This window comes from Komagataeibacter sp. FNDCF1 (genome assembly GCF_021295335.1).
Taxonomy (GTDB): Bacteria; Pseudomonadota; Alphaproteobacteria; order Acetobacterales; family Acetobacteraceae; genus Komagataeibacter.
Map to the genome: position 1 here is coordinate 1,164,290 of NZ_JAIWOT010000001.1, position 20,396 is coordinate 1,184,685.

16 protein-coding genes and 1 tRNA gene are annotated in these 20,396 nt (G+C 65.4%); 16 read left to right on the top strand and 1 reads right to left on the bottom strand.

The genetic code is table 11. The annotated features are described in order from the left end of the window. The first annotated feature begins 31 nt into the window (after positions 1 to 31). From murC to LDL32_RS05535, 14 genes are all read left to right on the top strand, one after another. Positions 32 to 1,480 carry a UDP-N-acetylmuramate--L-alanine ligase gene (murC, locus tag LDL32_RS05470; RefSeq protein ID WP_233065020.1) on the top strand — a complete coding sequence of 483 codons (1,449 nt, stop codon included), beginning with the start codon at positions 32 to 34 and terminating at the stop codon, positions 1,478 to 1,480. Further along, positions 1,477 to 2,439: a UDP-N-acetylmuramate dehydrogenase gene (gene murB, locus LDL32_RS05475; RefSeq protein WP_233065021.1), complete on the top strand. Its 963-nt coding sequence runs from the start codon at positions 1,477 to 1,479 to the stop codon at positions 2,437 to 2,439. The genes murC and murB overlap by 4 nt, the downstream gene beginning before the upstream one ends. Further along, positions 2,436 to 3,377, top strand: coding sequence for a D-alanine--D-alanine ligase (locus LDL32_RS05480; RefSeq protein WP_233065022.1), 942 nt, complete (start codon positions 2,436 to 2,438; stop codon positions 3,375 to 3,377). Before murB ends, LDL32_RS05480 begins: the two co-directional genes overlap by 4 nt. Next, complete coding sequence (locus LDL32_RS05485; protein WP_233065023.1) at positions 3,374 to 4,306, top strand: cell division protein FtsQ/DivIB; 933 nt, start codon at positions 3,374 to 3,376, stop codon at positions 4,304 to 4,306. The genes LDL32_RS05480 and LDL32_RS05485 overlap by 4 nt, the downstream gene beginning before the upstream one ends. Beyond that, entirely contained in the window at positions 4,303 to 5,706 is a 1,404-nt protein-coding gene (ftsA, locus tag LDL32_RS05490) for a cell division protein FtsA (RefSeq protein WP_233065024.1), read from the top strand. The genes LDL32_RS05485 and ftsA overlap by 4 nt, the downstream gene beginning before the upstream one ends. Before the next feature lie 77 nt (positions 5,707 to 5,783). After that, positions 5,784 to 7,286: a cell division protein FtsZ gene (gene ftsZ, locus LDL32_RS05495; RefSeq protein WP_233065025.1), complete on the top strand. Its 1,503-nt coding sequence runs from the start codon at positions 5,784 to 5,786 to the stop codon at positions 7,284 to 7,286. Between the two features lie 163 nt (positions 7,287 to 7,449). Beyond that, entirely contained in the window at positions 7,450 to 8,418 is a 969-nt protein-coding gene (gene lpxC, locus LDL32_RS05500) for a UDP-3-O-acyl-N-acetylglucosamine deacetylase (RefSeq protein WP_370636643.1), read from the top strand. Positions 8,419 to 8,500: 82 nt separating this feature from the next. After that, entirely contained in the window at positions 8,501 to 9,385 is an 885-nt protein-coding gene (locus LDL32_RS05505; protein ID WP_233065026.1) for an outer membrane protein assembly factor BamD, read from the top strand. A gap of 39 nt (positions 9,386 to 9,424) precedes the next feature. Next, a complete protein-coding gene (recN, locus tag LDL32_RS05510; protein WP_233065027.1) occupies positions 9,425 to 11,146 on the top strand; it encodes a DNA repair protein RecN in 1,722 nt (573 codons plus the stop codon). 70 nt (positions 11,147 to 11,216) lie between these two features. Beyond that, on the top strand, positions 11,217 to 13,289 hold the full coding sequence (ligA, locus tag LDL32_RS05515; RefSeq protein ID WP_370636751.1) for an NAD-dependent DNA ligase LigA: 2,073 nt from the start codon (positions 11,217 to 11,219) through the stop codon (positions 13,287 to 13,289). A gap of 528 nt (positions 13,290 to 13,817) precedes the next feature. After that, positions 13,818 to 14,948 carry a BMP family ABC transporter substrate-binding protein gene (locus tag LDL32_RS05520; RefSeq protein WP_233065029.1) on the top strand — a complete coding sequence of 377 codons (1,131 nt, stop codon included), beginning with the start codon at positions 13,818 to 13,820 and terminating at the stop codon, positions 14,946 to 14,948. A 19-nt stretch (positions 14,949 to 14,967) separates the two neighbouring features. Then, positions 14,968 to 16,530 carry an ABC transporter ATP-binding protein gene (locus tag LDL32_RS05525; protein WP_233068719.1) on the top strand — a complete coding sequence of 521 codons (1,563 nt, stop codon included), beginning with the start codon at positions 14,968 to 14,970 and terminating at the stop codon, positions 16,528 to 16,530. Continuing rightward, positions 16,530 to 17,594: an ABC transporter permease gene (locus tag LDL32_RS05530; protein WP_233065030.1), complete on the top strand. Its 1,065-nt coding sequence runs from the start codon at positions 16,530 to 16,532 to the stop codon at positions 17,592 to 17,594. The genes LDL32_RS05525 and LDL32_RS05530 overlap by 1 nt, the downstream gene beginning before the upstream one ends. Continuing rightward, on the top strand, positions 17,591 to 18,529 hold the full coding sequence (locus LDL32_RS05535) for an ABC transporter permease (RefSeq protein WP_233065031.1): 939 nt from the start codon (positions 17,591 to 17,593) through the stop codon (positions 18,527 to 18,529). The genes LDL32_RS05530 and LDL32_RS05535 overlap by 4 nt, the downstream gene beginning before the upstream one ends. 13 nt (positions 18,530 to 18,542) lie before the next feature. Here the strand turns inward: LDL32_RS05535 and LDL32_RS05540 are convergent, their stop codons facing one another. After that, positions 18,543 to 19,628 (bottom strand): ABC transporter substrate-binding protein, encoded by a 1,086-nt coding sequence (locus LDL32_RS05540; protein WP_233065032.1) that lies wholly within the window; start codon positions 19,626 to 19,628, stop codon positions 18,543 to 18,545. Between the two features lie 144 nt (positions 19,629 to 19,772). Between LDL32_RS05540 and LDL32_RS05545 the strand changes: the two genes are divergently transcribed. Beyond that, positions 19,773 to 19,848, top strand: a tRNA-Asn gene (locus tag LDL32_RS05545). A gap of 310 nt (positions 19,849 to 20,158) precedes the next feature. Beyond that, on the top strand, positions 20,159 to 20,377 hold the full coding sequence (locus LDL32_RS05550; protein WP_233065033.1) for a hypothetical protein: 219 nt from the start codon (positions 20,159 to 20,161) through the stop codon (positions 20,375 to 20,377). Positions 20,378 to 20,396: the final 19 nt, after the last annotated feature.

Genomic DNA, 20,396 nt, shown 5'->3' on the forward strand with positions numbered 1-20,396 from the left:
TCCGCCTGCGCGAATACGGAGACCTGACCCCATGAGAGCCCTGCCCCTTTCCATTGGCACCATCCACTTTGTCGGCATTGGCGGCATCGGCATGTCCGGCATTGCCGAAGTGCTGCACATGCTTGGCTACGCGGTACAGGGTTCCGACATTGCGGAGAGTGCGAATGTCGCCCGCCTGCGCGCATCGGGTATTCCCGTCACCATCGGCCATGATGCGGCCAACCTTGGCAATGCGCAGGTGGTGGTGACCTCAACCGCCGTGCAGCGCGACAATCCCGAAGTGGTGGCCGCGCGCGCGCGCCTGATCCCGGTGGTGCGGCGGGCGGAGATGCTGGCCGAGCTCATGCGCCTGCGCTGGTCGGTGGCGGTGGGCGGCACGCATGGCAAGACCACGACGACCAGCCTCGTCGCCGCCGTACTGGAAGCGGCAAAGCTGGACCCCACAGTCATCAATGGCGGCATCATCGAAGCCTACGGCACCAACACCCGCATGGGTTCGGGGGACTGGATGGTGGTGGAGGCCGATGAGAGCGACGGCTCCTTCCTGCGCCTGCCCTCGGTCATCACGGTCGTGACCAACATGGACCCCGAGCACCTGGACCACTGGGGCACGGAAGAAGCCATGCAGGCGGCGTATGACCAGTTCGTCTCCAACATCCCGTTCTACGGTTTTGCGGTGCTGTGCATCGACCACCCGGCGGTGCAGCAGATGATCCCGCGCCTGTCGGACCACCGGATCATCACCTACGGCTTCTCCCCGCAGGCGGACGTACGGGCGGAAAAGGTGATTACCGACAAGCTGGGGGCGACGTTCGAGGTTGTGATCACCAACCGCACCCGCAACCGTTCACGCCGGGCGGGGCCGTTCCGCCTGCCCATGCTGGGCCACCACAACGTGCAGAACGCGCTGGCGGCCATTGCGGTGGGCACCGAGATGGAGATAGACGACGCCACCATCCGCTCCGCCTTTGCCGCCTTCCGCGGGGTCAAGCGCCGCTTCACCCGCACGGGTGAGACCGGAGGCATCACCGTCATCGATGATTACGGACACCATCCGGTGGAGATCGCGGCCGTGCTCAAGGCCGCACGCCAGGCGGGGGCGGGCAACGTGATCGCGGTGATGCAGCCGCACCGCTATTCCCGGCTGAAAAGCCTGTTCAACGAATTCTGCACCTGCATGAACGATGCGGGCACCGTGATCATTGCCGATGTGTATGCCGCGGGCGAACAGCCGATCGAGGGCATGGACCGTGACGCGCTGGTCGAGGGCCTGCGCGAGCGGGGTCACCGCTCCGTCGTGCCGCTGCCGGGTCCGGAACACCTGGCGGAGATGATCAATGCCATCGCCCGGCCGGGTGACTTCGTGGTGTGCCTGGGGGCTGGCAGCATCACCAACTGGGCGCAGGCGCTGCCCGCCCAGCTGGCCGACCTGCAGGGCATTGCCCATGCCCCCGCCCAGAAGGCGGATGCCCATTCATGACCGACATCCCCCTGCCGCAATGGGCACAGGTTCTGGATACGGATGATTTCCACCCCCGCGGGCGCCTGACGCCGCAGGCCGCGCTGGGCGCGCGCACTTGGTTCCGCGTGGGCGGGCCGGCGGAAGTGCTGTTCCAGCCCGCCAGCACCGAAGACTTGGCGCAGGTCATGCAGCGCCTGCCGCTGGAGGTGCCCGTGCTGCCGCTGGGCGCGTGCTCCAACGTGATCGTGCGCGATGGCGGGATTGACGGGATGGTCATCCGCCTGGCGCGTGGCTTTTCCACCATCACGCGTGATGGCGAGGGACTGGTGGCCGGTGCCGCGTGCCTGGACATGACGGTGGCCGAACACGCGGCGGAATCCGGACTGTCGGGGCTGGAATTCCTGGCAGGCATCCCGGGTTCCATCGGGGGCGCCGTGGCCATGAATGCCGGGGCCTACGGGTCGGACATGGCAACGGTGCTTGACTGGGTGGAAGTCGTCACGCGCGACGGGCGTCTGCTGCGCCTGCCTGCCGCATCGCTCGATTTTGGCTACCGGCACGCCACCCTGCCCCCACAGTCCGTGGTGGTGCGGGTGCGGCTTGCGGCGGTGGATGCACCACCCGCCGCCATCCGTCAGCGCATTGGGGAAATACGGGCCGCGCGTGAAGCAGCCCAGCCCGTACGCGCGCGCACCGGGGGGTCCACCTTCCGTAATCCCGACCCTGACGAATCGGGGCGCAGGGCATGGGAACTGATCGATGCCGCAGGCTGTCGTGGCCTGCGGGTGGGAGGAGCCCAGATGAGCGAGAAACACTGCAACTTCATGCTCAATACCGGTGATGCCACCGCCGCCGATCTGGAAGGGCTGGGCGATGCGGTCCGCCGCCGGGTACACGGGCATACCGGCGTGACCCTGCGCTGGGAAATAAAGCGGATCGGCCGCCCGGCGCATGCCGGCACGGGAATCCCGGCATGAGCCGCCACCAGATTGCCGTGCTGATGGGCGGCATGTCCGCCGAGCGTGAGGTCAGCCTGAACAGCGGGCGCAACGTGGCCGAAGCCCTGCGCGGGCTTGGCCATGACGTGCGCTGCATCGATGCGGGCCCCGACCTGTCCGCCATCGTGCGCGACCTGCATGACCACAGGCCCGATGCCGTGTTCAACGCGCTGCACGGCCGCTTTGGCGAGGACGGGTCGATCCAGGGCGTGCTAGACTGGATGGGCATTGCCTATACCCATTCCGGCGTGCGGGCCTCGGCCACGGCCATGGACAAGGATGCCGCGCGCACGGTGTTTGCCGCAGCCGGGCTACCGGTCGCCACCGGCATGCTCCTGACCCCGGCGGAACTGGAACCCGCCGACCCGCTGCCCGCACCCTATGTGGTCAAGCCGGTGAACGAGGGGTCATCAGTGGGTGTGGAAATCGTGTATGCGGGCAGCAACCGCCGCAGCGCGATTGCCCGGGGCTGGGCCCATGGCAGCCACCTGCTGGTGGAGGAATACATCCCCGGCCGGGAACTGACCGTAGGCGTGCTGGACGACCGCGCCCTGACGGTTACCGACATAACCCCCGCCGCCACCGGCCCCAGTTTTTATGACTACGAAGCCAAATACGCGGCAGGCGGCTCCCGCCACGAACTGCCTGCGCGAATCCATCCCGATGCCTTCGAGCAGGCGCGCACGCTGGCACTGGCCGCCCACCGGGCGCTGGGCTGCCGGGGGGCAAGCCGCACCGATTTCCGCTATGATGATACAACAGGCCCGGATGCACCGGGGCGGCTGGTCATTCTGGAAACCAATACCCAGCCGGGCATGACGCCCACGTCACTCCTGCCCGAACAGGCGGCGGCCTGCGGCATGGATTATGCAACCCTGTGCCAGTGGATGATCGACCACGCGACCTGCCGTACATGAGACGACCGACCGACAGCAGTGACCGGCCATCCCGGCTCTCGATCTTCCTGCGCCGCCAGAAACGCCTGCTCCGGCCGTTCGTGCTGCTGCTGGTCGTTGTGGCGCTGGGGGCGGGGTGCGTGAGCGCGCTGCGGCATTTCGGTTCCGACGCACGTTTCGCGGCGCTGCGCGGGCGGATCATCAACATGCTGCCGCTGCGCATTACCGAAATCGACGTGACCGGCTGCACGCTGACCAGCGAAGCGGCACTTCAGCAGGCACTGGGCGTACGGACGGGGGACTTCATCCTGGGCTTTTCCATCACCGCCGCGCGTGAACGGATCGACGCCCTGCCCTTTGTCGACCATTCCGTGGTGGAGCGCCACCTGCCGGGTACCATCATCATCCACCTGTTCGAGCGTCGCCCCTTTGCCGTATGGCAGAATCACGGGCATTTCATGCTGATCGACCGCGAGGGCAACCAGGTGCGCGACCAGGGCATGACCGGCAAGGATGCCGAGGCCTTCATGCAACTGCCGCTGGTGGTGGGGCCGGATGCCAATACGGCGGCGGCGGCGCTGATCGATGAACTTTCCGCCCAGCCCGACGTGCGCGCCCATGTGGCGGCGGCATCCCGCGTGGGGCAGCGCCGGTGGAACCTGACGCTGCGCAACGGCACCATCATCCTCCTGCCGGAGGGGGAGGAAGTCGCGGCGCTGAAGCGGCTTGCACAATTGCAGGAAAATATCAGAATACTGGACCGGCCGGTTATCGCCATAGACATGCGCCTGCCCGACCGCCTGATCATACGCGAATCCCCCCTTGCCCCGAACGACAATGAGCGCGACAAGGGCGACACGCAGCCACAGGCGGACCCCACGGGGGAACAGGCCCCTGATGTACCATGGCTTTCTTCACCCGATACCGGCCCAAGACGGAGGCGGGCATGACCTACCCAGTGCCGGGACCGCTCAAGGCGAGCCTTCCCGTAACACGCACGGCGCCAGCAGCTCCCGTACCCGCGATCCGGGGTGCGGGCAACGTGCCCGCGCGGGTGCCACGCACACGTGCGGCGACAGCCCTTGTCCCGGCAGCCGAACGCATGCCCACACGCAGGCTGCGGACCGGGCCGTTCAGTGTGCTTGATATCGGATCGACCAAGATCGTCTGCCTGATCGGACGCGGGGAGCCCGACAATACCATCCGGATCCTTGGCCATGGGTGGCGACGCTCCCACGGGGTGCGCTCGGGCGGGATCGTGGACCTGCGCGAGGCGGAAAGCGCGATCCGTGCCGCCGTGGCGCAGGCGGAGGACATGGCGACGGAACGCCGGGATTCCATTTTCGTCAACCTGTCGTGCGGCCACCCCGAGAGCAGGCACATCAACGCGCGCTGGGCCATAGGCGGGCGCGCGATCACCCAGACCGATGTCGGTCGCATCATTGCCGAAGGCCGCCTGCGCGCGGTGTCCGAAGGGCGGTCGGCCATCCATACCCTGCCACTGGACTATGCGGTGGATGACACGCAGGAAGTACTCGACCCGCGCGGCCATCTGTGTGACCTGCTGTCCGCGCGCCTGCATGTGATCGACGCCAACACCACGGCGCTGCGCAACCTGGAAGCCGTGCTGTCACGCGTGGAGCTCAAGATCGAGGGGATGGTTTCCTCCCCGCTGGCCTCCGGCCTGGCGGTGATGAACGAGGATGAACGCAACCTTGGCGCCACGGTGGTGGACATGGGCGGCGGCACCACGTCCATCGGGGTGTTCGGCGAAGGGCGGCTGCTGCATACCGCCACCATCCCGGTAGGCGGGCTGCACATCACGCGCGACATCGCCCACGGGCTGTCCACATCCATCGACAATGCCGAGCGGCTCAAGACCATGCATGGTTCGGCCGAACTGCTGGCGGGCGACGACCATGATCCCATCCTTGTGCAACTGATTGGCGATAACGACCATCATTACGTCAAAATTCCCCGCGCAAAGATTGTCTCGATCATCCATCCCCGCGTTGAGGAAACCCTTGAAATGGTACGTGACAGGCTGGAAATGGCAGCCGTCGGCCCCGCATCCGACGGGCGGGTCATCCTGACGGGCGGCGGATCGCTTCTGGAGGGAATCGGGCCAATGGCGGCGCGCATCCTCAACCGGCAGGTCCGTCTTGGCCGCCCACGCCGAATTGTGGGCCTGCCGGAAAACCCGGCGACCTGGCCGATGTTCTCCACATCGGCGGGACTGCTGGCATGGGCCGCGGGTGCCGCCGATGAAATGGGGGAGCCGGACACGCATGATGCCCGTCCCGGCGGCCTCGTGAGACGTTTTGTAGATTTCATCCGTGACAGGGTATAATCTTGGATGGAAACCATTTATTGTACTTTGATTACTAGAATGCCCGCACGCCTACCCCAATCCATCGGGAGCCAAGCATGACCCTCAACCTGACCATCCCGCAGCAGAATCATTCCGATTTCACGCCCCGAATCACTGTAATCGGGGTTGGCGGCGGTGGTACCAATGCGGTGGACAACATGATCCAGTCGCAGTTGCAGGGCGTGGAATTCGTTGTTGCCAACACCGACGCCCAGCAGCTTTCCTACAGCAGCGCCGACCGGCGGATCCAGCTTGGTCCCCACCTGACGCAGGGCCTGGGGGCCGGGGCCAAGCCCGAGATCGGGCGTGCCGCAGCGGAAGAAGCCTGCGATGAACTCTCGCGCCATCTGGATGGCGCGCACATGGTCTTCATCACCGCGGGCATGGGCGGTGGCACCGGCACGGGTGCGGCCCCCGTCATTGCCCGCATGGCGCGTGAGCGGGGCATCCTGACCGTGGGCGTGGTGACCAAGCCCTTCACGTTCGAGGGACAGCGCCGTTCCAAGTCGGCGGATGCGGGCATTGCGGAACTCCAGCAGTTCGTCGATACGCTGATCGTCATCCCCAACCAGAACCTGTTCCGTCTGGCCAATGAGCGCACGAGCTGGAAAGACGCGTTCAAGATGGCGGACAACGTGCTGTACATGGGCGTACGTGGCGTGACCGACCTGATGATGGCGCCGGGGCTGGTCAATCTGGATTTTGCCGATATCCGCACCATCATGGCGGAAATGGGCAAGGCCATGATGGGCACGGGCGAGGCCGAGGGCGAAAACCGCGCCGTGGCCGCCGCCGAGGACGCCATTTCCAACCCGCTGCTGGAAGATACATCCATGGCGGGCGCGCAGGGCCTGCTGATCAACATCACGGGTGGTGAGGACCTGACACTGTTCGAGGTGGACCAGGCCGCAAACCGTATCCGTGAGGAAGTGGCCGAAGACGCCAACATCATTTTCGGCTCCGCCATCGATACCTCGCTCAACGGGCGCATCCGTGTGTCCGTGGTGGCGACGGGCATCGACAACCCGCCCACGCGCGCAGCAGCACAGCCCCCGGCCCAGCCGGAAGCGGCCACGCCCCCGCAGGCGGCGGCTCCTGCTGCACCAGCCGGGGCTGCCCCCCAGCAGGCCGCAGCCCCCCAGCCTGCCGCACAACCGGCCCCCCCCCATGCAGCCGCGCCGCCGCCGCGTCCCGCCGCGCCACAGGCTCCGTCCCCCAATGCCGTGCCGCCACATCTGGCGCAGCGCAGCGCTTCCCCGCGCTCGCCCCTGTTCACGGAAGGTGCGCGCCCCGCCGCCCCCGAACCCCAGCCTGCGGCACCCCGCAGCCTGTTCGGAATCGTGACGGGCGCGCTCCGCCGTCATTCCACCCAGCCGCAGCCGGAAGCCCCCCCCCAGCGGGCGGAACCCTCCGTACAGCAGGCAGCATCCCGGGCGCCCCAGCCCCAGCCCCAGCAGTCGCCACAGCCGCAGCCACAGCAGCCACCTGTTGGCGGCACGCCCCAGCAGGATGATGGCGGGCTGGACATTCCGGCCTTCCTGCGTCGGCGTTCATCCTGATTTCCATCTACGCGGCCCGCCTGTGGCGGGCCGCGTCCCCTGCGGTGGAATACAGGTAACAATAGGCAATAATCCTTGACTATCGTGGGCATGGGCCAGGCAGTAGCATGCAGCCATGCCTGTTACCGTATGTACTCCAACCCGCCTGCCAAGGACCCCGGCAATGAACAACATGTCGCCACGGACACATGTTCCCTTCCCGCCGCTATCCCGGCATGACGGACAGATGCAGCATACCCTTCGCCAGCCCATCGGCAGCGTGGGTGTCGGGTTGCATACCGGTGCGCGCATCGGGCTGCGCCTGTGCCCCGCACCGGAAGAAACCGGTATCGTCTTCCGCCGGACCGACAGTGCCCTGCCCCCCCTTGCCGCACGGTATGACAATGTGGTCGATACGCGCCTGAGTACCGTGCTTGGCCATGCAGACCAGCCGGGCCATGCCGGCCGGGTCGCCACGGTGGAACATCTCATGGCCGCGCTGGCCGGATGTGGCGTCGACAATGTTTTCGTTGATGTGGATGGTCCGGAAATGCCGGTCTTTGACGGGTCGGCCGCCGAATTCGTGTTCCTGCTGGAATGCGCCGGCATTGCCCCGCAGCGGGCTGTGCGGCAACATATCCATATAGACCGCACCGTAAGGGTGGAAGAAGGCGATGCCTTTGCCGAACTCTCCCCCACCACGCGGCAGTCCGGGCTTGCTATCGACATTTCGATTGATTTCGCGGCATCCGCCATAGGTCGGCAGCATTATGCCGCGCGGGTGGGCGGCAGCATGTTCCGCCAGCAGCTGAGCATGGCGCGCACATTCGTCATGCAGTCCGAAATCGAGCACCTGCATGCCGTTGGCCTGGCGCGTGGCGGCTCGCTGGACAATGCCATTGTCGTCAACGGGGCCAGCGTACTCAACCCCGCCGGGCTGCGCCACCCCCAGGAATTCGTGCGCCACAAGGTGCTGGATGCGATCGGTGACCTCTATCTGGCGGGCGGCATGATCAACGGACGGTTCCGTGGCCACAAACTGGGCCATACGCTTAACAACCGCCTGCTGCGCCAGCTGTTTTCAAGCCCGGAAAACTGGCATCGCGCGCCCCTTGGCGCCCCTGCGCCCCATCCCCAGACCCGTGCCGCATGACTGGCCGGTACGAAATCCGCACGCGGAGACTTCACCCGCCCCCCGCTCATGATATAAAGCTCCCGTAACTGGAAGAGCTGGCATGTTCGCACGCAGATCACACGATACTCCCCTGCCCCGCCACAGCACACGCGCGCCGGCCCGCTGGCTCGCCCTTCTGCCGCTGGCGGCCATGCTGGCGGCCTGTGGCGACAACGCCAGCAGCATCAACGAGCATGCACCACGCGTCGGCTCCGCCGAGACACTGTACAACAACGGTGTCGATGCCCTGCGCTCCGACCGGTACCTGCTCTCGGTCAACCAGTTCGACACGTTGCAGCGCAACTATCCATATTCCCAGTATACGGCCAATGCGCAGTTGATGGAGGGGTATGCCAACTACCTGCTGAACAAATACCCCGAAGCGGTGCAGCAGCTCGACCGCTTCCTGGAACTGCACCCCACCAGCACCGATGCCGCCTATGCCTTCTACCTGCGTGCCCTGTGCTATTATGAACAGGTGGCTGATGTGCAACGTGACCAGCAGGGCACGATCGAAGCCATGGACGCGCTGGAAGAAGTCATCACCCGCTTCCCCCAGAGCCCCTACGCCCGTGATGCGCAGCTGAAGATCGACCTGTGCCGCGACCACTTGGCCGGCAAGGAAATGCTGGTGGGGCGGTGGTACCAGCAGCAGAATGACTACCCCGCCGCTGCAGGCCGCTACCAGCGCGTGGTGCAGGATTTCCAGACCACCAACCACGTGCCCGAGGCACTGGAGCGGCTGGTGGAGGTCTATCTGGACATGGGCCTGCTGGAACAGGCACGCAAGACCGGTTCGGTCCTGGCCTACAACTACCCCAGCAGCAAATGGTACACGGATGCGTATGATCACCTGCGCGCGCACCACCTGATAAAAAGCGTGGATGGCAAGGACCACAAGCAGGGACGCAACGTACTGTCGCGTGCATGGCATTCGGTTTTCTGATTTCCGCCAACGCTTTCGTGTGCTGAACAGGAACCCCTTATGCTGACACAGCTCTCGATACGGGACGTGGTCCTGATCGAAAAACTGGATCTGGCATTCCCCCCCGGCCTGACCGTACTGACGGGGGAAACCGGCGCCGGCAAGTCCATCCTGCTCGACAGCCTCGGGCTGGCGCTGGGTGAACGCGCCAGCGCATCCCTTGTCCGCGCGGGCTGCGAGCAGGCCAGTGTCAGCGCCAGTTTCGAGATCGCCCCCACCCACCCGCTGCATGAACTGCTGACCGAGCAGGGCATCATGCTCGACGATACGCGCGAGCCGGTGCTGCTGCGCCGCATTGTCACCACCGATGGCCGCTCACGCGCCTATATCAACGACCAGCCGGTGGCCGTAAGCCTGCTGCGCCGGGCCGCGACCCTGCTGGTCGAGATACAGGGCCAGCATGAACAGATGGGGCTGGCGGACCAGGCCACCCATCTTGACCTGCTGGATGCTTTTGGCGTTTCCACCGCCCTGCGCGAGCTTACGGCCGGGGCCTACCGCAAATGGATCGAGGCTACGGCAAAGCTGGCGACAGCACGCGCCGAGATGGAAAACGCGGCGCGGGAGGAAGACTGGCTGCGCCAGGCGGTGGAGGATCTGGGCAGCCTTGCCCCGCAGGAGGACGAGGAAGCCCAGCTTGCCGGCATGCGCCAGGCGCTCCAGCAGGGGGAACGTCGGGCCGAAGCCATTGCCGCGGCGCTGGCCGACCTGGCCCCGCGTGACCGGCGGGCACCCGGCCCGGCCTCCGCCCTGCGCAATGCCAGCCGTGCGCTGCAACGCCTGCTGCCCAGCCCCACCGACATCAACCCCGAAGCCGTGGGCGCTGCCGAACAGGAAGCCGCGCAGGAAGCGCTCAACGCGCTGGAACGCGCGGAAGAAGCCCTGGCCGAAGCCGAAAGCATGCTCTCCCGCCTGGCATCCGATGCGCAGGCCGATCCGCGCCTGCTGGAACAGACTGAAGAACGCCTGTTCGCGCTGCGCGCCGAAGCCCGCAAGCATGGCGTATCGGTGCCGGAACTACCCGGCCTTCTGGCCGCCTTTACCGAACGGCTGGCAGCACTGGATTCGGGCAATGCCCGCATCGAGGGGCTGGAACAGGCCGTGGCCGAAACCCGCGCCCGGTTCGAGGAAATCGCCCTTGATCTGACGGCAGCACGCGAAAAGGCGGCACGCAGGCTGGAACAGGCGGTGATGGCCGAACTCAAGCCGCTCAAGCTGGAACGCGCGCGCTTCATCGTCTCGCTCATCGCACTGGAGGCGGAAGCATGGAACGCACGCGGCAAGGAGCAGGCATCCTTCCTGATCGCGGCCAACCCCGGCCAGCCGCCGGGGCCACTGGCCAAGGTGGCGTCGGGGGGTGAACTGTCGCGCCTGATGCTTGCACTCAAGGTGGTGCTGGCGGGGCGCTCGGCCATCCCCACGCTGGTGTTTGACGAAGTGGATTCCGGTGTGGGCGGGGCCACGGCTTCCGCCATTGGCGAGCGGCTTTATGCAGTGGGCCGCAGCGTGCAGGTACTCGTCGTAACCCACAGCCCGCAGGTGGCTGCACGGGGTGACGCCCATCTGCGCATAAGCAAGAGCGTCAGCCGCGGCCGGACCGAAACGCACGCCGCCCCGCTCGATGACCAGGCCCGCCGTGAGGAAATTGCCCGCATGCTGTCCGGTGATACCATTACGCCCGCCGCCCGCGCCGCCGCCGACAGCCTTCTGAAAGGGGTCTGACATGCCCCCCAAGCCCGGAAATGCATCACTGGCCGGGGAGGCTGAACGCCTGCTGGCCGATTACGCCACGATGGAACAGGATGCGCCGCATGCGGCGCGGACGCTGGCGCAACTGGCGCAACTGCTCCCCGCCCTTGATGCAGCCTACCACCAGAACGACGCGCCACTGGTCGATGACGCGACCTATGACCGCCTGCGCCAGCTCAACACCCTGCTGGAGGCACGCTTCCCCAGGCTGGGCCGCGCCGACAGTCCGGCGCAGCAGGTCGGCGCACCTGCCACGGGCCCTTTCCGCCGCCACCGCCACATGGTGCCCATGCTGTCGCTGGACAACGTGTTCTCGCGGGAGGAATTCGAGGGCTTCATCAGCCGTATCGCCCGCTTCCTCGGGCTGGATGAGGAACAGGCCCGCCAGCTTTCCTTTGTGGCCGAACCCAAGATCGACGGCCTGTCCATCAGCCTGACCTATGAACACGGCCGCTTCGTGCGCGGCACCACGCGCGGCGACGGCACGGAAGGCGAGGACGTGACCGCCAACCTGCGCACGCTGCGCGACATTCCCGACCATCTGCCCGGGCCCTTCCCCGATGTGATCGAGATCCGTGGCGAGGTGTTCCTGTCCAAGCAGGCGTTCCTCGACCTGAATGCCGCACAGGAGCGCGCGGGGGAAAAACCCTTCGCCAACCCGCGCAACGCCGCAGCCGGATCGCTGCGCCAGCTTGATGCGGCCATCACAGCCAGGCGCCCGCTCTCGCTGTTTGCCTATGCCGCGGGGTATTGCAGCGCGCCGCTGGCCGCAACGCATCATGGCTATCTGGCACAGCTTGCTGGGTGGGGGTTCCCGGTCAATCCGCTCAACACGCAGGTCCGGGACGCCGCGGCGGCGGAAGCCTTCATGGACCGGCTGACGCTGGAACGCTCGGCGCTGGACTATGACATTGACGGCATTGTCTACAAGCTGGATGACCGTGCACTGCAGGAACGCCTTGGCTTTGCGGGACGTGCACCACGCTGGGCGGTGGCATGGAAATTCCCCGCCGAACAGGCCGTGACCCGGCTGGAGAGGATCGACATACAGGTCGGCCGCACCGGCGCGCTGACACCGGTGGCCTTTCTGGAACCGGTCAATGTGGGCGGTGTGATCGTGACCCGCGCCAGCCTGCATAACGAGGACGAGATTACGCGCAAGGACATCCGTGAGGGCGATCTTGTACATGTGCAGCGCGCGGGCGATGTGATCCCGCAGGTGACCGGCGTGGTGCTGCCGCGTGATCATGACCGCCCGCCCTATCATTTCCCCCATACCTGCCCCGTATGCGGCGCGCATGCCGAACGGCCCGAGGGCGAGGTGGTGTGGCGCTGCTCGGGCGGGCTGACCTGCCCGGCGCAGGTAGTGGAGCGGCTGACCCATTTCGTCTCGCGCGATGCATTCGACATCGAGGGGCTGGGCGACCGCACCATTGTCGAGTTCCATGAACTGGGCTGGCTGCGCACCCCTGCCGACATCTTCCGCCTGGGCGAACACGAAGCCAAGATCGCCAGCCGTGACGGATGGGGCAAAGTCTCGGCCCACAACCTTGTCACCGCCATCGCCGCGCGGCGCACGATCGAACTGTCGCGGTTGATCTATGCGCTGGGCATCCGCCGTATCGGCATCAACAACGCCCGCCTGCTGGCCCGGCATTACGGATCACTGGCGCGCTGGCGCGAACAGATGGAAAAGGCCGCCATCATCGGCTCGGACGAACGCCTGGAACTGGGGTCGATCACCGGCATTGGTGCGGCCATTGCCGATGAACTGGTGGCCTTCTTTGCCGAAGCCCATAACCGCACCACGCTGGATGACCTGACCGGCGTGCTGGAACGCGTAACCGATGAGGAAGCGGTGGCCGAGGGCACGCTGTCGGGCAAGACCATCGTGTTTACCGGTACACTGACCACCATGACCCGGCCCGAAGCGCGCGCGGTGGCCGAACGTCTGGGCGCACGGGTTTCGGACAGCGTTTCAACACGGACCGACCTGGTTGTGCTGGGTGAAAAGGCCGGGTCAAAGGCCCGCAAGGCCACCGAACTGGGTATCACCACCATGGACGAAGCCGACTGGCGCGTACTGGCAGGCATGCCCCCCACCCCGGAAACATGAGCGGGACGGTCATGACACATGTGCCACCCGGTCCGGGTGGTTTACGGATATCACCCTAGGCCTCCGGGTACCGCCTTTTGTCAGGAAAGGCGGCTTGCCTGAAATCCCTGCCGAAAGAAAACTGACCGGAGCCTGTCCCGCAAACGGCAGTTTGCCGCAACGACAGTTTGCTTCCGACAGTCCTGACAGCATATCCCGCCCGGTGCGCAGGACCGTACGGCACGCAGCACCGAACGGCACGGCACGGCCGCAGCGGAAATATCATTGCCGTTGCGGTATGAATCCGGTTCAACAGCCCCCGCCATGGCCCGTTCCACGGAAGCGGGCGTGACGGTTCATGGTCTCATTCATCTGCGGCGGAAGGCAACAGCCGGTTCCACCACATAGGTATGGCCTTGCCTGTCGCGCTCGCGTAACGTTTGTCCGGGGCAGGTTACGGCCTGTCGGGTTGCGGGAGCATTTATCACCAGTCAGCACGTCATACCGCCGCGATGGGTGCGGCATGGATAAGCGGGAGAATGACATCTCATGACAGCTGCAGGGTCGCGGGGGCGGCTGCTGACAACACGGCGCGGGATGCTGGGCATGGCGGGCGCGGCCGGGTCCGGGCTGCTGCTGCCGCGCGGCGCACGGGCTGCCACCGCCACACCCGCATGGCGCAGGCCACTGGCGGAATCGGATGCGGTCGTTGCCTTTGGTCATACCGGCCCGATTACCGATGGCGGCTGGACCATGGTGCATGACCGTGGCGTGCAGGCAGTGCGGCGGACCTTTCCGAAGCTGCGCACGATCTATGTGGAAAGCGTGCCCTATTCAGCCGATGCCACCCGTATTTTCCGCCAGTTCGTGGCCGAAGGGGCACAGATGGTCTTTGCCACGTCGGAATATGGCGACTTCATGAAGGACGTATCGGACCGCGCGCCGGACGTGGCCTTCATGGAATGCGATGGCACGAACGTGACCGGCAATCTGGGCTGGTATTACGTGGCGCACTGGTATGTCAGCTACATCATCGGCATGGTGGCCGGGCTCATGACCCGCACGGGCAGGATCGGGTTCCTTGGCGCGTTTCCCATCCCGTCGGTCTATGCATCGGCCAATGCAACGCTGCTGGGCGCGCAGTCGGTCAACCCGGCAGTCACGTTGCAGGGCATCACCATCAACGCCTGGTTCGACCCGCAGGCCGCGACCCAGGCCGCCACGGCGCTGGCGGATAACGGATGCGACTTCCTGTGTGGCATCATGGATGAACCGGCCTATCTGCGCGTAGCGGTCCAGCGCGGACTGAAGGCTGCGATGTGGAACACCGGCATGCTGGATTTTGGTCCGGAAGCCTATGTCAGTTCCGTGGCGCTGGACTTCAACGACTTCTATATCACGCAGGTGCGCGAGCTGCTGGCGGGAACATGGCAGCCGCAGGGCCGCTTCCTGACGCTGGGCCACGGCGTGGACCGCGATGACTGGGGACCGAGCGTGCCACCGGACGCGGCACGGCAGGCAGACGCCATGCGCACGCGCATGCTGGCGGGCTACAACCCGTTCCGCGGGCCGATCCATGACAACCATGGCCGCCTGCGCGTGCCTGCCGGGGTCACGCTGAGCGATCTGGATATCTATCACAGCGACTGGGCTGTAGCGGGAGTATCCGGCCTTGAATGAGAACGCCGCCCCGCCGGGCATGCCGCAGGTCACGCCGCCGGTGCTGCAGTTGCGCGGTATTGGCAAGTTCTTTCCGGGCGTGATCGCCAACAAAGACGTGGACCTGGATGTCCGGCCGGGCGAGATCCATGCCCTGCTGGGGGAAAACGGGGCCGGCAAGTCCACGCTGATGAATGTCGTGACCGGCATCTACCAGCCGGAGGAAGGCGAGATCATCCTTGATGGCCATGGCCGGACCTTCGCTTCCCCGCAGGAGGCGATCCGGGCCGGGATCGGCATGGTTCACCAGCATTTCCGGCTGGTTCAGGCCTTTACGGTTGCCGAAAACATCCATCTTGGCTGGGATGAAGCCCCGCGTCTTGCGTCCCCCGCCATCATGGAAGCCCGCACGCGCGAGATTTCGCAGCGCTTCGGCTTTCCCGTCCGGCCCGATGCGCGTGTGTGCGACCTTTCCGCCGGTGAACAGCAGCGTGTGGAAATCCTGCGCGTGCTGGCGCGCAGGGCCCGGCTGCTGATCATGGACGAGCCCACCGCCGTGCTGACACCGGAGGAGACGGGCGGACTGTTCCGCGCGCTCCGCGCCTTCCGCGCGCAGGGCAACGCGGTCATCATCATCAGCCACAAGCTGGATGAGGTGATGGAGATTTCCGACCGTGTCAGCATCCTGCGCGGCGGGCGCAAGGTGGGTACGTTCAGGACGGCGGACTGCACCCCCGCCATGCTGGCGGCCACCATGGTGGGGCGTGACATCGTGCGCCGCGACATGCGTACCCGCCCCGAAGGTGCGGCACCGGTTGCCGCCGATCCGGTCATGCAGCTGCGCCATGTCAGCGTGCGTGACGGGCGGGGTGTCGAGACCCTGCGCGATGTCAGCCTTGACCTGCATGGGGGGGAAATACTGGGCATCGCCGGCGTGGCGGGCAGCGGGCAACGCGAACTGACGCATGTAATGACCGGGCTCATGGCCTGCATGTCTGGCGAGATCATGCTGGCTGGCCATCCTGTAAAGCACGCCAGCCCGGCCCTGTTCGCCCGCGCGGGCGTAGGCCACATACCCGAGGACCGGCTGCGCAGCGCGCTGGCCCCTTCCCTGTCCATCACGGCCAACATGGCGCTGCGTGACTATGCACGCCCCCCCATCGACCGGCACGGCCTGTATGACGCAAAAGCGGCGGATGCGCTGGCACGCACCATTGCACGGCAGGCGGAAGTGGGCATTCCCGACTTTGCCATGCCGGTGCGCAACCTTTCCGGTGGTAACCAGCAGCGTCTTGTCGCACGCCGTGAAATCCGCGTTGCCAGCCGGGTAATGGTGGCGGCCTACCCTGCGCGCGGGCTGGATATCGGGGCCATCGCCACCATGCTGGGCCACCTGACCGCCCTGCGCGACCGGGGGGGCGCGGTCGTGTTCATATCGGAAGACCTGGAGGACCTGATCAACGTATCGGACCGGATCGGGGTAATGTTCCAGGGGCGTCTCATGTCCGTCATCGATGCCAAGGCGGCTGACCTGGCCACCATTGGCCTGCTGATGGGCGGGCGCGAGGTTGCGGACCTGCCCGGCGCGGGGGGCCGGCAGTAATGGCGACACGTGCATTCCAGCGCCTGCCCACCGCCCCTGCCGGGCGCATTCTTGCCCTGCGGCTGGTGGCCATCGTGCTATCGCTGTTCATCATTGCAGGCGTGCTGGCGCTGTCGGGCCACAGCCCGCTCATGCTGTCGGAACTGATCCTGCGCTCCACCATCGGTTCGCGTTTCGGGCTGGAGGATCTGGCCCTGTTCATGTGCCCGCTGCTGCTTACCGGGGCGGCCGTATACGTGTGCGGCATGATCGGGCTGTGGAATATCGGGGCGGAAGGGCAGTTCTACGCCGGCGCCATTGCCGCAACCGGGGTAGCACTGGGCCTGCATGGACCGGCCGCCGTGGTACTGCCGCTCATGACCGTCGGGGGCATACTGGGCGGCATGGCGTGGATTGCGGTGCCCACGCTGGCACGCGCCCATGCCGGGGTGAACGAGATCATCACCACGCTGCTGCTCAACTTCATCGCCGCGCTCCTGACCTATTACCTGACCACCGGCCCGTGGCGGGACCGCATAAGCGGGGCACAGGTTTCCACACAGCGCATTCCGGTCTCCATTCCCGAGATGTGGGGCATCGTGCACTGGGGCTTTCCGGTGGCCATCTTGATGGTAATCGGGCTGGCGCTTGTACTGTCCCGCACGCGGTGGGGGTATGAGATCCGCATGAGCGGCGCCAACCCCGAGGCCGCGCATTATGCCGGCATGCCGGTGCGGCTGCGCATCATCTCGGTCATGCTGCTCTCTGGCGGGCTGGCGGGACTGGCGGGCATGTTCGAGGTCGCGGGCACGGTACACCGGCTGCAGGGCGGCATGGCCAACAATTTCGGCTATCTGGGCATTGTGGTGGCGGTGCTGGCGCGCGGGTCGTGCCTGAACGTGATCCCGGCGGCGCTGTTCATGGCGCTGATCCTGGATTCCGGCATTGTCATGCAGACGCAGCAGCTTTCGGCCTCGGTCGTGCTGGCCATTACCGGACTGATCCTGTTCATGATCGCCATTGGTGATGAACTGGCCCATTACCGGCCAGCAGCCCGAAGCGTACCCGGGGGAAAAGCATCATGATCGCACTGCTGACAGGCATGCTGGCCACCGCCGTGCTGGCCGGTGGCGTGCTGGCGCTGGCCGCGCTGGGTGAAGTGCTGGCCGAACGGGCGGGCGTGACCAATCTGGGCGTGGAAGGGCTGATGGCGCTGGGGGCGGTCACGGCAGTCATGACCGTATCGTCCATCCATTCCCCATGGGCCGGGCTGCTGGCCGCCATACTGGTGGGTGCGGCAGGCGGCATGGTGTTCGCGTTCGGGGCCGTGGTGATGCGGGCAAACCAGGTGCTGTGCGGGCTGGCCACGACCTTCATGGGGCTGGGACTGTCCACTGCCATGGGGCATGATTACGCGGGCCAGCCAGTGGGCACGACATTCGGCCATGTGTCCGTGCCGCTGCTCTCGTCCCTTCCGGTCATCGGTCCGGCAGTTTTCGGGCAGAATATCCTGATCATACCGATTTACGTGCTGATGCCGCTGGCGGTACATTTCATCATGTTCCGCACGCGCCACGGGCTGAACATACGGGCCGTGGGCGAGAACCCGGCGGCGGCGGACGCGGCGGGCATTGCGGTCATGCCCGTGCGCCTGTGGTACGTGACGCTTGGCGGCGCGATGGCCGGAATGGCGGGGGGCTACCTGACCCTGGCTTACGTGCCCGTATGGTCGGAAGGCATGGTGGCAGGACGCGGGTGGATTGCACTGGCGCTGGTCATCTTCGCGGGGTACCGGCCGGTTATCGTAACCCTTTCGGCGCTGCTGTTCGGGCTGGTGACGGCACTGTCCTTTGTGGGGCAGGCGCATAACTGGCCGATTGACCCCGCTTTTTTGAACATGCTGCCCTATCTGGGCACGATGGCCTTCATCATCGTGCCGGTCGTGGTGTGGCACCGCATGCGCCGGGTCATGGCGGCCCCGGCTGCACTGGGGCAGCCCTATTACCGCGAAATACGCTGAACCCCCGCCTGAATCACGGTCCCGCCTTCAGGCCGTGATGCAGGATGTCGGCTGACATATGGCGGGCGTAACTGGCGGAATCCAGGCTGTCAGGGAACTGGCCCAGCAGCTTGAGTTCATCCACATAGCGGGCAATCTGTATTTTCAGGTCATTGCCAACGGGGCTTATGCCCAGTGCCTCGTGCCGCATCATCTGCAGGATGGCATCCTGCCCCATGTCCGCTATCCGGCCATCGAGCAGTGCAGCAGCCTCCGCCATGTGGGTGGGAAGCCAGCGCGCGGCATTGTACAGCGCCAGGACCAGCGCCACGGCGGCGGCCGGCGTATGCTCCAGCACATCTGTCGAGATACCCAGTGCAAGATTGGTGCGCCGCGCGTACAGCCCGTTTATGCTGTTGACCAGTTCCACCAGTTCCAGCGCGGGATTGCCCATAAGCTGCCATGCCAGCGGGTCATGCAGGGCCACGGCATCGACCGCCCCTGCCATCACCGCATCATCGATCTGGTCGGGGGGCAAGATGACCCAGTTGGGGGCGGTATCGGGGTTCAGCCCCTTGCGGCGCAGGATGACGGAAAAGAAAAGCCGATCGGCCATATCCGCATTCAGCACGGCGATCCGGCGGCCTGCGAGATCCTCGATCTTCGCAATCCTGAGCCGCTTGCGCACCAGCAGGCGGAACGTGCCGGCCTGCAGCCCCATGACAAGCCGCGCCGGCAGGTCGGGACTGCCCTGACAGGCCTGAAGCCATGACAACACAGGGGCGACGGCCGCCATGCTACGTCCGGCCTGCAGGTCGGCAATCGCGTCCCGCCCCGACAGCACGCCCGGACGCAACTGCACACCGAGATGGTACTGCAGGAAAAAATCCTGCCGTAACGCTACGTTATACAGGATTGATGCCGGGGCGAACGGCCATGACAGCGTCATGTCATGTGGTTCGCCATCCAGCAGCGCATCATCCCGGCGGACAATCCGTGCCTGCTGGCGGCTCTGGACCCACTCACCCCCGATTACGGCGCAGCCCGCCGCGGCCAGAAGCGGCAGAACCGCGCGGCGCAGCAGGCCCGGGGGCTGGGCACCCCTGTTTTCATCTACCATTGGCTGTTACCGTTTCTCCTGCAATGCGAAGGCATTACCGCGCTTTTACCCGATCCGGGCCCACTTTTTTCCCTTTTTGAAAAAAAGTACAAAAGGGGGGTTTACGCCCCCCCGCCGGTGTGGCTATAAGCTGCTCAACGCTGATCCCGAATAGCTCAGTTGGTAGAGCAAGCGACTGTTAATCGCTGGGTCGTAGGTTCGAGTCCTACTTCGGGAGCCACCTTTCCTTAAAAATTAGTGTTAAGTCAGTAGGTCACGGATTTTGTTAAATCTGGGCCCACGGTTAAGCCCGTGATGAGCGATGCTCTTTCCGGGGACGTTCTGACATGTCCAGACCGGTTTTGATCGCGGTTTGGTCCTATTCCAAATCCTCATATCCTTTCACATTCCGAGCGGTCGCATCTGCAGTCACCAGCCTGCAGGCAACGGCTCCCTTGCTCTGGTTGGAAATTGTAAGGAAGCCTTGCTGTGGACGACTGAGCTCCAGATCCGATCAACATTCAGGCCATCCAGATCATGGGTACGGTGAGATGAACAAAGCCAAGGAAATGGATGGTACATTGGCCATATCGGGCAACGAAATGCTTGATATGGTTGAAGCAGCGCCCCATACGATTGCGCAGCCTGTAAGCTCTTGTATCGTGCGGGATGATAATCTTGTGGGTGCGATTGCAGGGTATGACAGCTTCTGCGTCCATATGGGCGACAGGGGCACGGAATACAGCTGTCACAGGCCTTGTCGGCAATAACAGCCGCCTTTTTCTGCCC